The 13,407-nt window shown below is 68.4% G+C and carries 10 protein-coding genes; 8 read left to right on the top strand and 2 right to left on the bottom strand.

What is annotated here, in order from left to right; all coding sequences use genetic code 11:
• Positions 1-3: 3 nt before the first annotated feature.
• From CFB52_RS20920 to CFB52_RS20885, 8 genes are all read left to right on the top strand, one after another.
• A complete protein-coding gene (locus CFB52_RS20920; protein WP_099317325.1) occupies positions 4-762 on the top strand; it encodes a hypothetical protein in 759 nt (252 codons plus the stop codon).
• Between the two features lie 52 nt (positions 763-814).
• Complete coding sequence (gene pgaA / locus CFB52_RS20915; RefSeq protein WP_099317324.1) at positions 815-3,427, top strand: poly-beta-1,6 N-acetyl-D-glucosamine export porin PgaA; 2,613 nt, start codon at positions 815-817, stop codon at positions 3,425-3,427.
• Between the two features lie 13 nt (positions 3,428-3,440).
• Positions 3,441-5,534, top strand: a complete 2,094-nt coding sequence (pgaB, locus tag CFB52_RS20910) for a poly-beta-1,6-N-acetyl-D-glucosamine N-deacetylase PgaB (RefSeq protein WP_099317323.1) — start codon at positions 3,441-3,443, stop codon at positions 5,532-5,534.
• Complete coding sequence (gene pgaC, locus CFB52_RS20905; protein ID WP_099317322.1) at positions 5,531-6,802, top strand: poly-beta-1,6-N-acetyl-D-glucosamine synthase; 1,272 nt, start codon at positions 5,531-5,533, stop codon at positions 6,800-6,802. Before pgaB ends, pgaC begins: the two co-directional genes overlap by 4 nt.
• Complete coding sequence (locus CFB52_RS20900) at positions 6,780-7,268, top strand: hypothetical protein (protein WP_059582405.1); 489 nt, start codon at positions 6,780-6,782, stop codon at positions 7,266-7,268. The genes pgaC and CFB52_RS20900 overlap by 23 nt, the downstream gene beginning before the upstream one ends.
• A gap of 119 nt (positions 7,269-7,387) precedes the next feature.
• The gene (gene glmS, locus CFB52_RS20895) at positions 7,388-9,211 is read left to right on the top strand and encodes a glutamine--fructose-6-phosphate transaminase (isomerizing) (RefSeq protein ID WP_099317321.1); all 1,824 of its coding nucleotides are present in this window, start codon (positions 7,388-7,390) and stop codon (positions 9,209-9,211) included.
• The gene (locus CFB52_RS20890; RefSeq protein WP_099317320.1) at positions 9,208-10,476 is read left to right on the top strand and encodes a hypothetical protein; all 1,269 of its coding nucleotides are present in this window, start codon (positions 9,208-9,210) and stop codon (positions 10,474-10,476) included. The genes glmS and CFB52_RS20890 overlap by 4 nt, the downstream gene beginning before the upstream one ends.
• Before the next feature lie 277 nt (positions 10,477-10,753).
• The gene (locus CFB52_RS20885; protein ID WP_059582412.1) at positions 10,754-11,590 is read left to right on the top strand and encodes a cytochrome c; all 837 of its coding nucleotides are present in this window, start codon (positions 10,754-10,756) and stop codon (positions 11,588-11,590) included.
• 36 nt (positions 11,591-11,626) lie between these two features.
• On the opposite strand, the gene CFB52_RS20880 is transcribed toward CFB52_RS20885, so the two are convergent.
• Both CFB52_RS20880 and CFB52_RS20875 read right to left on the bottom strand, forming a co-directional pair.
• The gene (locus tag CFB52_RS20880) at positions 11,627-12,877 is read right to left on the bottom strand and encodes a Zn-dependent hydrolase (RefSeq protein WP_059583070.1); all 1,251 of its coding nucleotides are present in this window, start codon (positions 12,875-12,877) and stop codon (positions 11,627-11,629) included.
• Complete coding sequence (locus tag CFB52_RS20875; protein ID WP_059582415.1) at positions 12,870-13,394, bottom strand: L-2-amino-thiazoline-4-carboxylic acid hydrolase; 525 nt, start codon at positions 13,392-13,394, stop codon at positions 12,870-12,872. The genes CFB52_RS20880 and CFB52_RS20875 overlap by 8 nt, the downstream gene beginning before the upstream one ends.
• Positions 13,395-13,407: the final 13 nt, after the last annotated feature.

Here is a 13,407-nt window from a genome sequence, read left to right as displayed (position 1 = left end):
TGAATGCCCCGTCCAGAACGACCGGACGACTCGCCCGACCGTCAGCCGAAACCCTCGTGGGGTCCGGGAAAGAATGCGGCGCTCAGCGTCGCTGCATTTGCCGCGATCTTCGGCGCGTTCGCGTACGTCGAGCGAGACACGAGGATCGGCCACGCGAGCGTGACGCACGATATCGCCGGCGTGATCGGCAACGTCGTGGGCAAGTACCGCCAGCTCATCGTCGCGGCGACGGGTGGCTCGTCCCGCACAGCGGCGCCCGCCGGCTCGGCGTCGACGGTCGCGCAGGCCGGGCCGGTTCCGCCGTCCGCCTCGACGGCGCCCGCCGTGTCGGCGCCGGCCGAACCGGCCGTGCCGCCGCAAGCCACGGCCCGCTCCGACACGAGCCCACCGCGCGCCGCGCACGTGCCGCCGACGAAGCTCGCAGCGAGCCCGCACGCGGCGTCGACCGGCAGTCGCTCGGCGCGCGCCGGCGATGCGCACCGGACGTCACGCTCGCAGGCGCTGGCACGCACGAGAAAACGCCCCGACCCCGCGACGGAACGGCAGCCGCAGTCGAGCCTCGCCGGCACGCCGCACATGGAGACCGCCCGCGTCACGCACGATGAGCTGGAAGGCGCCCGCGCTCTGGCCAAGGCGCGCCGGTGCGCAGAGATCGACGAATGGAGCTGCGTGGAGCAGAACGCGAGCCGAGCACTCGCCATCGACCCGACGAACAGCGAATCGCGCGCACTGCTGGGGCAGGCGATTCGCAACCGCCTGTGAACCGGCCCTCGGGCGTGCAATCGACGTGATCGTTTCAAAGTGAGGAGACACCGTGGCCAACAATCGTCACCAACAATGCACCACCGTCGCTCCGCCGACCCGGCGGATCCTCCTGCATGCGCCGCTGCTGTGCCTGCTCGTCGCGTCCGGCCCGTGTCTTTCCGCCGAAGGCGACGCGGAACCGCGCGGCACGAGCGAAATCGCCGGATCCCGCGGTGCGCCGGATGCGCTGCCACCCGACCTGCGGCCAACGGGCGCGTCGACGCAGGCCGCGCAGGGTTCGGGCACGCAGCCCCCGCTTGCGCCCACGCCGATCGCGCGGGCCTCGGACGCGTCGCTGCAGATCGCGCAGGCGCCGAACCCGGCGATGCCGACCACGGTCGTGGTGGACCCCGATGCTGCGCAGCCGAGCGCACCGGCGCCGGTCGCAGCATCGCCGAACGCATCGATGCTGCTTGCGCAGGCATTCGACACCCCGCCGCCGGATACGTCGGCGCCGCGCGCGCGAACGTCGGATGCACCGCCGCAGCCCGCCCACCCCCTGACCACCGCACCGCCGGTTGCGCCGACCATGCCGACGCTCACCGCGCAGGCATCCGGCACACCGATGCCGAACTCGCCCACGCCTGCGACCGAGACGCCCGGCGCGCAACTGCCGTCGTCCCAGCCGCCGAATTCACAGACGCCCGGCGCCCAGCTCCCCGGCGAGCCGACCCAGCGATCGCAGGGGCCCGACGTCGAAGCGCCGAATGCGCGGGCGCCGAATCTCCGCACCGCCGACGTCGAGACGGTACGCAACGACGTGTTCGGCCTCGCGGCGAGCGGCGGCGCGGTCAAGGCGCTCGACGAAGCGAAGGCCCGGCCCGATGCGTTCTCCGCCGTCGACATCGCGCAACTGGAAGAGCTGTCGATTCGCCAGCAGGTGCGCGGCGGACGCGACAAGTCGCGCTCGATGACGAGTTCGGACCGCTTCGACGGAATCGACGACGCGCTGCGCGCGGCGGACGACCTCGACAAGCGGATACCCGCGACACCCGAGTACACCCCGGTCCGCACCGCACTCGCGGGCGACCGGGTCGTCGCCCTTGCCGCACGCGGCGAGATGAAAACGGCCGTCGCGACGTTCGAGACGATTCCGTCCAGCGCGGAAATCTCGATCGACGCGTTGGCGGCCGTCGGCGACGCATACCTGTACCTGAGCGAGCCGGCCAAGGCGAACGCCGTGTACGCGCGCGCGCTGAAACAGGCCACCGCGTCGCCGACCGATCGCGCGACCCGCGGCTTCCAGTACGGCTCGCGCACGCGACCGATCGAGCTGCAGGAAGGGCTGTTCTGGTCGTACGTCGACCAGGCACGCGCGCCGGAAGCGAAGCAGGTGCTCGACGACATGGAGAAGTCGCTGCCGCCGGCCAGGCAGGTGACCAACGTCGGCCCGGGAGAAAGCGACTATCTGCGCTACTACCGGCTGCGCGCGCAATACCTGATCTTCACGGGTCACGTGAACGAAGGGATCGCCGCGCTCGAACAGCTCGAGAAAGAGGTGCCGTTCAACGCAGAGGTGCGTGCCGCGCACGCCGACGCGGTGTCGGGCCAGTCTCATCCGCGCCAGGCGATCTCGATGTATCGCGCGTCGCTGACCGATCACCCGGACAGCGTCGAGATGCTCGCGGGCCTCGGCCGCGCATCGCTCACGGCGGACGATTACGCGACCGCGAAAACCGTCGACCAGACCCTCGGCAACACGTTCCCGGACAGCGGGGCGGTGCGCAGCTTCAAGCGCGACTACAACGCATACCGCAGCCCGGTGTTCACGACCGACCTGAGCTTCGAGCACGGCAACAGCGCGCTGGCCAACAACAGCTTCACGTCGGACAGCTATGTGTATTCGCAACCGTTCGGCGACAACTGGCGCGTGTTTTCGCACACGTTCTACGGTTTCGCGCAGACCGACGACGGCAACCTCAGCCGCACGCGCACCGGCATCGGCGGCGACTACCGGCACGGGCCGCTCACCGTGCTCGGCGAAGTCACGCGCTCGATGGGCGGGGACGGCCGAACCGGCGGCCGCGGGACGATCGCGTACGCGTTGAACGACTACTGGACGGTCAGCGCCGGGCTCGACACCAACGACAACTCGCTGCCGTGGAAAGCGTATGCCGCGCACATCTGGGGCCGCTCCGCGAACGTCGAGGTCGTGTATCGCCAGAACGACCGGCGCGAAGTCAAGCTCAGCTACGGCGTGAGCCGCTACAGCGATTCGAACCTGCACCAGGAGATCGCGGCGACCGCCACGCAGCGCGTGTATACGTCCGCGAACCAGCTCGTCAACGTCTCGCTGAACCTGGGCACGGACAGCAACACGCGGCGGGACGCGCCCTACTTCAGCCCCGGTCGCGACTACGCGGCCGCGGCGACCGTCATGCATCAACTGACGCTGTGGAAGAAGGGCGACCTCGGGCTGCGACAGCGCGTGTCGGTGTCGGGCGGCGCGTACAACGAGCGCGGCTTCGGCACCAGCCCGTTGTGGAGTGCGCGCATCGAGCACGCGTGGACGTTCAAGCGCGACATCACGCTGAGCTACGGCGTCGAGGTCAGCAGCCACGCGTACGACGGCCAGCGCGAGCGCTCCGAAACCGGCTTCCTGTCGCTCAACCTGCCGTTTTAGAAAGGAGCCCTGAATGCAATCCAGACGGACCTTCATGTGCGGATGCCTCGGCACGTTTGCCGCCTGTTCGCTGTTCCCGGGCGTGAGCGGCGCCAAGATGATCGACCTGCTGCCGCCGTCCGACCCGGCCGACGGCAAGACGTTTCGCGTGATCTGCCTGCACGACGTGCGCGACAACCTGATGGCGTCGTTTTCGTCGCCGACCGCGATCATCGATCCGTTCGCGGTCGATACCGGTACGCTGACCGCGATCTTCTCGTGGCTGCAGACCAACAACTACCACACCATCACGGTCAAGCAGATCGAGGCGTCGCGGCGCGGCGGCAAGCCGCTGCCGCCGCGCTCGGTGCTGCTCACGTTCGACGATGGCTTTCGCAGCCACTACACGAAGGTGCTGCCGCTGCTGGAGCGCTTCAAGTATCCGGCCGTGATGGGCCTCGTCACCGCGTGGATCGACACGCCGCCGGATACGCCGATCCGCATCAGCGACAAGGTTCAGGTGCCGCGCGACTACTTCCTGTCGTGGGACGAGGTGAAGAAGCTCGGGCAGTCGGAATTCGTCGAGCTCGGCTGCCACACCCACAATCTGCATCATGGCGCGATCGCGAATCCGCAAGGCAACGAATTGCCGGCGACCACGTCGCACCTGTACCTGCAAGACCAGAAGCGCTATGAAACCGACGCCGAATTCCACGCCCGCGTGCACGACGACCTGCAGACTTGCGTGCGGCAGATCCGCCAACGCACCGGCATCGTCGCGCGCTCGATGGTGTGGCCGTACGGCGCGGAAAACCAGCCCGTGCGCCAGATCTCGACATCGCTCGGCATGGACATCCAGTTCAGCCTCGATGCCGGCCCGAATACGCCGGACGTGCCGCTCGACCGGCTCAGACGAATCCTGATGATGTACGACGTCGATATCGGCGGGTTCGAGCGCTCGATGCGCGAGCCGGCGTCGAACCGCGGCGACGTCGACATGCCCGAGCGTACCGTGCAGGTCGATCTCGACCAGGTCTACGACCCCGATCCCGCGCGGCAGGAAGCGAATCTCGGCAAGCTGATCGAGCGCATCTACCGGATGCAGCCGAAATCGGTGTACCTGCAGGCGTATGCGGACCCGAAGGGCACGGGCGTGGCCGAAGCGGTGTATTTCCCGAACCGGCATCTGCCGATGCGTTCCGACCTGTTCTCGCGTGCCGCGTGGCAGCTCAACACGCGGTCCAACGTGCAGGTATACGCGTGGATGCCGGTGCTCGCGTTCCGGCCGCCGGCCGACAAGCTCCGCGCGCTCGAAGCCGTCAGCGCCTACGGCAGCGCGCCGGCCCGCGAGAACGGCGCGCGCGTGTTCCGGCTGAGCCCGTTCGATCCCGATGCGCGGCTGATGATCCAGCAGGTCTACGAGGATCTCAGCAAGCACGCGTCGTTCAGCGGCATCCTGTTCGGCGACGACGCCGTGCTCGACGACTACGAGGATGCGGGCCGGCATGCGCTGCGCACCTATTCGCAATGGGGGCTGCCGGCCGACGTCGGCAAGATCCGCGAGAACCCCGACCTGATGAAGCGCTGGACGCGCCAGAAGACGCGCTACCTGATCGACATGACCCGGCAGCTCGAACAGATCGTGCTGGCCCACCAGAACGCCGGCGACGTGCTGACCGCGCGCAACATCTTCGCGATGCCGGTGCTCAAGCCCGAATCGGAAGCGTGGTATGCGCAGAACTACGACGATTTCATCGCCGCCTACGACTACGTCGCGCTGATGGCGATGCCGTACATGGAACAGGCGAAGGACCCGGAAGGCTGGCTCGACCAGCTCGTGAAGGCGGTGCGCGCGAAGCAGCGCGGGCTGCAGCGCACCGTGTTCGAACTGCAGTCGTACGACTGGCACGGGCAGAAGGCGGTGCCGGCCAGCACGCTGCTCGCGCAGATGCGACGGCTGCGCAGCGAGGGCGCCGTGAATTTCGGCTACTACCCCGACAATTTCCTGACCGGCCAGCCGGAGCTCGACGCGATGCGCGACGTGATGTCGCTGAAGTCGCGCCTCGACCCAACCTCCATCAACGCGCTGATGCAGATGCAGCAATCGCGGGGAACCAAGACGCCATGACCTCCCATAGCCTGATCCAGCGCCTGCAGGATTTCGTCTTCTACTATCCGTTCTTCATGTCGTATCTGTGGATGATCGGCGGCGTCGTGCACTACTTCCTGCTCGAGGAAGGCCGCGAGCTGTCGACACGCACGATCGCGTCGAGCGGCATCCCGAAGGTGTCGATCGTCGTGCCCTGCTTCAACGAAGCCGCGAACGCGCGCAGCGTGATCGCCCATCTGAACGGGATGCTGTATCCGAACTACGACATCATCGCGGTCAACGACGGCAGCAAGGATCGCACCGGCGAGATCCTCAACGAGCTGGCCGTCGAGATCCCGCGGCTGCTCGTGATCCATCACGCGCGCAACGAAGGCAAGGCGGTCGGGCTCACGACCGCGGCCGCGGTATCCAACGCGGAATACCTGCTCTGTATCGACGGCGACGCGCTGCTCGCGCACGACGCGATCGGCTGGATGCTCGAACATTTCCTGACCGACCCGGGCGTGGGCGCGGTGACCGGCAACCCGCGCATCCGCACGCGCACGTCGCTGCTCGGCCGCATGCAGGTCGGCGAATTCTCGTCGATCGTCGGGCTGATCAAGCGCACGCAGCAGGTGTACGGCCGCATCTTCACGGTATCGGGCGTGATCACGATGTTCCGCAAGACCGCGCTCGCCGACGTCGGCTACTGGAGCTCGGACATGCTCACCGAGGACATCGACATCAGCTGGAAGCTGCAGTGCCGCGACTGGCGCGTCGTGTACGAGCCGCACGCGCTCAGCTGGATCCTGATGCCCGAGACGATCAAGGGGCTCTACCGGCAGCGGCTGCGCTGGTCCAAGGGCGGCATCCAGGTGCTGCTCAAGTACGCGGGCACGCTGATGCGGCCCACGCAGATGATGATGTGGCCGCTGTTCGTCGAGTACCTGATCGGCATCGCGTGGGCGTACTCGATGTCGTTCATCCTGCTGCTCGCGCTGATCGACGTCGTCTACCCGCTTCCGCCGAACTGGCATGTGTCCGTGGTGCCGCACTGGCACGGGATGCTGCTGGTCGCGACCTGCATCCTGCAGCTGATCATCGGCAGCATGATCGATCGTCGTTACGACGAAAAACTCCTGATGTACTTCCTTGACACCATCTGGTACCCCGTCGCGTTCTGGCTGATCAGCATGATCACCACCGTCGTCGCCCTGCCCGCCGTCGTGCTGCGGGGCCGCGGCAAGCGCGCCGTCTGGGTCAGTCCCGACCGAGGCATTCAACATGAAGAACGCGCCGATTATTGACCTTTCCCTGCGCGCCCCGCGCGACATGATCGCCGAACGCGGCGGCATCGTCGGGCCCGTGCTCGTCGCATGGTTCCGCCTCGTGCGGCCCGCGCTGGTCGGCGGTGTATGGGCATCGATCTGCATCTATACGTACCGCTACCTGCTGCCGTTCAACGAGGCCGAGATGCCGATCGAGCAGATCGTGTTCTACGTGACGAGCATCGCGCTGATCGCCGGCACGATCGTCATGTGGCTGATCGCGGGACGCGTCGTGCATCCATTCGCCTATCGCCTGCGCGTGTCGAAGATGGTGCGACGCTCGGCCAGCGTGAAGGTGCGCTCCGTGCCGCCGACCGCGTTCGCGAGCGAGCGCCGGCGCGGCGCGCGCCGCACGACGCGCATTCTCGTCGCGTCGCACGATGCGAACGGGTCGATTTCGGGCATCGAATGGGTTGCCCATGCCGGGCCGCAGCCCCGCGAATAGAGCGCCGGAGACGTGCCGCGCCGCGCGCGACGCCTGCCGTGCGACGCGGCACCGCTCCTGACATCGTGCTGCCGCGCATCGCGCGCCAGCCAGAAAACTTCCTGGAGACGAGGTGAATCATGTGCGGAATCGTCGGAGCAAGCGGCCTGAACAATCAGGTGCCGCAACTGGTCAATGCACTGAGCCGGCTCGAATATCGCGGCTACGATTCGTGCGGCATCGCCGTTCAGGGCGACGGCCGCCTGCGCAGCGAACGCACGCTGCGACGCGTGACGGACCTGCAGGACCGTGTGCTGACGCTCGGCCTCGAAGCGCAGACCTGCATCGCGCATACGCGCTGGGCGACACATGGCGCGCCGTCTGAAATGAACGCGCATCCGATCATGTCGGGCGACACGATCGCCGTCGTGCACAACGGGATCATCGAGAACCACGACACGCTGCGCGCCGAACTGAAGCAACTCGGCTATACGTTTCGCGGGCAGACCGACACCGAGGTCATCGCGCACCTGATCCACAGCCTCTATCGCGACGACCTGTTCGACGCGGTGGTGCGCGCGGTCAAACGGCTGCACGGCGCGTACGCGATCGCGGTGCTCGGCGCGCGCGAGCCGCAGCGCCTCGTCGCCGCGCGCGCCGGCTCGCCGCTCGTGATCGGCATCGGCGCCGAGCAGAACTACCTCGCGTCCGACTGCGCGGCGCTCGGCGACCTGACCGACCGCTTCGTGTACCTGGAGGACGGCGACGTCGCGCTGATCACGCCGGATCGCATCGCCGTGGTCGATGCGGGCGGGCAGGAAGCACGGCGCCCGTTGTGCGAAGTGAAGGCGCGCGCGGACGATGCCGCGCTCGGCCCGTACCAGCACTTCATGCAGAAGGAAATCTTCGAGCAACCGAAGGCGATCGACAGCACGCTCGACGGCATCGACACGATCTCGCCGGCGCTGTTCGACGCGACGGAAGGCACGCGCGGGCTGCTGTCGCGAGTCAGAAGCGTGCTGCTGCTCGGCTGCGGCACCAGCTACTACGCGGGCCTCACGGCGAAGTACTGGCTCGAAAGCATCGCGGGCGTGCCGGCCCAGGTCGAGATCGCCAGCGAATACCGCTACCGCGACACGGTGGCCGATCCGCGCACGCTTGTCGTCGGCATCTCGCAGTCGGGCGAAACGGCCGACACCATCGGCGCGATCGAGCAGGCGCGCACGATGGGCCAGGATTTGTCGATGGCGATCTGCAACGTCGCGACCAGCACGATCGCGCGCAACGCGCCACTGCTGTTCCTGACGCGGGCCGGCGCCGAACTCGGCGTCGCGTCGACCAAGGCGTTCACCACGCAGCTCGTCGCGCTGTTCTTGCTGACGCTGACGCTCGCGCAACTACGCGGCCGGCTCGATGCCGCGCAAGTCGCGACGCACCTGAAGCAGTTGCGCGCGCTGCCCGGGCGCATCGGCCACGCGCTCGCGCTGGAAACGCAGATCATGGGCTGGGCCACGAAGTTCGCGCGCACCGAGAACGCGCTGTTCCTCGGCCGCGGCATCCATTTCCCGATCGCACTGGAAGGCGCCCTGAAGCTGAAGGAAGTGTCGTACATCCACGCGGAAGGCTATGCGGCCGGCGAGCTGAAGCACGGGCCGCTCGCGCTCGTCACGAGCGCGATGCCGGTCGTCACGATCGCGCCGGACGACCGCCTGTTCCAGAAGCTGAAGTCCAACATGGCCGAGGTGCGTGCACGCGGCGGCCGGCTTTACGTGCTGGCCGGCAGTCAGCTCGAGATCGACGCCGACCGCGACACGCACCTGATCCGCGTGCGCGAATCGGGCGACCTGCTGTCGCCGATCGTCAACGTGATTCCGTTGCAACTGCTCGCGTATCACGTCGGCTGCGCGCGCGGCGCCGACGTCGACAAGCCGCGCAACCTCGCGAAATCGGTAACCGTCGAATGATGCGGCGAACGCGCCCGGTACAGGCCGTCGTGCGGCTGGCCGCAATTGCCCTTTGCGGCGCGGGCGGCATCGGCACGGCGTCGCCGCCGGCCTTCGCCGGCGCGCCGGTCGTGCATACGGTCACGGTGTCGAACGTCCCGTCGCCGCAGGACAGCGGCGACCCGCGGCGCTTCATGCACGGAATCGGCGTGGCCGACGCCGGCGACGGCAAACGCTGGGTGTTCTTCAGCAGCTCGGGCATCGTGCCGCGCGGTGCGCTCCGCGGCGGCAACTGGCCGCATGACGTGTACGTCGGCGAATGGCTGCCCGGCGGGACGCGCGTGCTGCACGTGCGCACGTTCATCAGCCGCCCCGAGGCGCAGGAACCCGTGTCGATCGCGCAGAACGCGCGCGGCGACATCTTCGTCACGTTCGAGGACGGCTGGAACGCGCCGCAGGAAGTCAGCCAACGCTACGGCGTCTACCGCCGCGACCTGAAACCGGTCAAGCCCTACCCGAACGACGTCGAATCGGGCGGCCATTCCGGGCATGTCGCGACGGCCGGCGACCGCTTCGTCGTGTTCTATTCGGCCGACTGGGTCAACGGCGGTGGTGTCGACAACCTCGGCAGCGGCAACGGTGTCTACCTGAAAACCTACGATGCGGCCGGGCGCGTGCTGAACCATGTCGCGGTCGCGCCGCGCCGCCGCGAGTGGTGGCCCGTGATCGCGGGCTCGCCGCGCAACGCGCTGCTCGTGTGGCAGAAGTTCATCGAAGGTAGCACGGACGCGACGCTCGAATACGCGATGTTCGACCCCGTCACCGCGAAGCTGGAAAAACTCGGATCGCTGAACGACGCGATCCAGTACTACGTGTATTCGGCCGCCTATGTGCCGGAGATCGACCGTTTCATCGTCGTCACGACGACGGCGGACGATCGCGGCGTCGCGATGCTGATCGCGCCGGACGGCCGCCGCACGGCGACGCTCGATTGCCTGCCGGCGTCGGTGCGCGAATCGGACCTCGGTGTCGCCGGCACGCACGCGTATGTGCCGACCCGCGACGGGCGGCTGCTGACGCTCGCGCTTGCGCCGGCGGATATCGCGGTGAGCGGCGTGCAGCGTTCGCCGATTCCGTGGGGCTCGACCGGCATCGCCGGTTTCCCGGCGCGCGGCACGGCGATGCATTTCGTGTCGCTGACGCCGTCGGGACTGCGTGAAGCCGATTTCGAACCGGCGCAACGCACACCCATGCCGAAGAGCGAAGCGGCTTGTTCGAGTCATTGACGACGATGGCCGGTCACGCAATGTCGTGAACGCGGGTAGACCGCATATCGCCACCGTGAGCGTTTGTCCTCCGCGGTCCGAACCGCTATGACGACACCTCGCCCACTCGGCGCCCCGTTGGTCGAGCCCTGCCGCGGGCCGGCCCGGTCATGACGGCCATGCCCTTGCGCGCCGAATTCGCCAGCGCCGCCCGTACCGGATAGACTGTCGCCCGATTCCTTCCATCGACCGCGGCGGCCCGCCTGCCGCCGCCGGAACGCCCCTTCCCGGAGAACGAATGCTGAAGCGCCAGTGGTTTTCGCTCGTGCTGCTGACCGTCTGCCTGCTCGGGCAACGCGCGTCGGCTCAGTCCACGCTCGAACTCGACACCGACGGCACGGCCCGCGCCCTCACCCGCCAGGCGCTGCTCGCGCGTCCGGACGCGACCGACATCCACGTGCCGCGCGACATCGCATACGGCCGGCCGATGACGTTCCGCGCGGTGCCGTTCGCCGCGCTGCTCGGCGACACGCCGCTGCCGGCCGACGGCGTGCTCGAAACGCGCGCGGCCGACGGTTTCGCCGCGCAATTGCCGCTCGATCTCGTGCGCCGCCGCGCGCCGGCCGGCGCGGTCCCGTGGCTCGCGATCGAGGATCCGGCCCATCCGTGGCCGAAGCTGCCCGGCAAGCAGGTCGGCGCGGGGCCGTTCTATCTCGTCTGGCTCGGGCCGGACGCGCCGTCGGTGCGCGGCGAGCAGTGGCCGTACCAGATCGTGCGCATCACGATCGAATCGTCGCCGCTCGCGCGCTGGCCGTCGCTCGCGGTCGATGCCGCGTTGCCCGCGAACGATCCGGCCCGCGCGGGCCAGCGGCTGTTCGTCACGCAATGTCTCGCGTGTCATCGCATCGACGGCGCGGGCAGCAGCCGCGCCGGCCCCGACCTGAACACGCCGATGAATCCGGTCGACTATTTCCAGCCCGCCGCGCTGCGCCGCTACATCCGCAACCCGGCGTCGGTACGCGACTGGCCGGGCCGCAGCATGCCGGCGTTTCCGCCCGAACAGTTGAGCGACCGCGAACTCGACCAGATCGTCGCGTATCTCGCGTATATGGCGCGGCGCAAGGCGGGGAAGTAACGCGAGCGCTCCGCAGCCCGGCCGCACGCGTCGCGCTTACGCTTCCTGCGCACTCTGCAACACCGCGCGCAACAGCACGTCGGCGCCCGCCGTCGCCCATTCCGGCGTAATCGCTTCCGCCTCGTTGTGGCTCAGCCCGTCCACACACGGCACGAAGATCATCCCGGTCGGCGCGACACGCGCGACATAGCACGCGTCGTGTCCCGCACCGGACACGATGTCCATGTGCGACAACCCGAGCGCGCGGGCCGCGTCGCGCACCGTGTCGATACAGCGTGGCGCGAACGGCACCGGCGCATACGTGAAAATCTGCTCGATCCGCGCGCCGAGGCCGGTTTCGTCGGCCACGCGCGCGAGCTCCGCGCGCAGCGCCGCGTCCAGTTCGTCGAGGACCGCATCGTCGGGATGCCGGAATTCCACCGTGAAAAAACAGCCGCCCGGCACCGTATTGCGCGAATTCGGCCGCGCCTCGATCATCCCGACCGTTGCGCGCGCATCCGGTGCGTAACGGCGGCCGAGCTCGTCGACGAACGAGATCATCCGCGCGGCGCCCACCAGCGCGTCGCGACGAAACTCCATTGGCGTCGTACCGGCGTGCGCATCGACCCCGGTCAGCGTCACCTCGTACCAGCGCTGCCCCTGCCCGGCCGTCACGACGCCGATCGTCTTGCCGGCCCGTTCGAGAATCGCGCCCTGCTCGATATGCAGTTCGTACGCGGCGTGCACCGGATAGCCGCCGACCGGCTCCGCACCCGCGTAGCCGATCCGTTCGAGCTCCTCGCCGATCGTCCGGCCCGCGCCGTCGGTGCGCGACAGCCCGTATTCGAGCGTGTAGACGCCCGAGAACACGCCGGCCGATACCATCGCCGGCGCGAAGCGCGAGCCTTCCTCGTTGGTCCAGATCACGACGTCGATCGGGCGTTCGGTCTCGATGCCCGCATCGTTCAGCGCGCGCACGACTTCGAGCCCGCCGAGCACGCCGTAGATGCCGTCGTAGCGGCCGCCGGTCGGCTGCGAATCGGCGTGCGAGCCCGTCATCACGGGTGCGGCGCCCGGATTGCGGCCCGCGCGGCGCGCGAACACGTTGCCCATCCGATCGACGCGCACCGTGCAGCCGGCGTCGCGCGCCCACTGCACGAACAGGTCGCGCGACTCACGGTCGAGATCGGTCAGCGCGAGACGGCAGACGCCGCCCTTCGGCGTCGCACCGTTCTGCGCCATCCGTTCGAGCGACGCCCACAGACGGTCGCCGTCGACGCGCGGCATGGTCACGGTAGCGTCATGCATCGCCGTGCTCCGGCGCGCGTTGCAGCGCATAGCGGAAATCGCAGCGCTTGCCGCCCTGCATGATCGTGCTCGTGCGCGTGAGCGCGATGTCCGGCGCATAGCCCTGGATGAAATAGCTGTCGCGCGCGCAGCTCAGCAGGTGCCCGATCTCGCCAAGCCCCATCGCGTGATACATCTCGGCGTAGCTGCAGCGATGCACGTCGTAGTCGTAGTGCGCGTCGTCCGCGCGCCGCACCTCGACGTCGAGCGCATCGTCCTTCTCCCACAGCACCTGCAGCGCGATGAACGACTTCACGCTCGGGCCGTCCGGCTCCTGCGCGGCGAACGTACGGCCCGCATCGACGGCCGCGCCGCGCACGGCTTCGGCGATCACGGCCTGCGCGCGCTCGGCGCCGAACTCGCGCTTCATGATCTCGTAGATCGGCTTGATGATTTCCGCTTCGATGCGGCGCCGCGCGAGAATCCCGAGGCGTGTGTCCTCGGGTGCGGCGGCGGATGTCGGGTTCGCTTCGGTCATGGGGATCGTCCTG

It is taken from the genome of Burkholderia sp. AU18528 (genome assembly GCF_002223215.2).
Taxonomy (GTDB): domain Bacteria; phylum Pseudomonadota; class Gammaproteobacteria; order Burkholderiales; family Burkholderiaceae; genus Burkholderia; species Burkholderia semiarida.
This window is presented reverse-complemented; position numbering and strand designations above follow the sequence as displayed.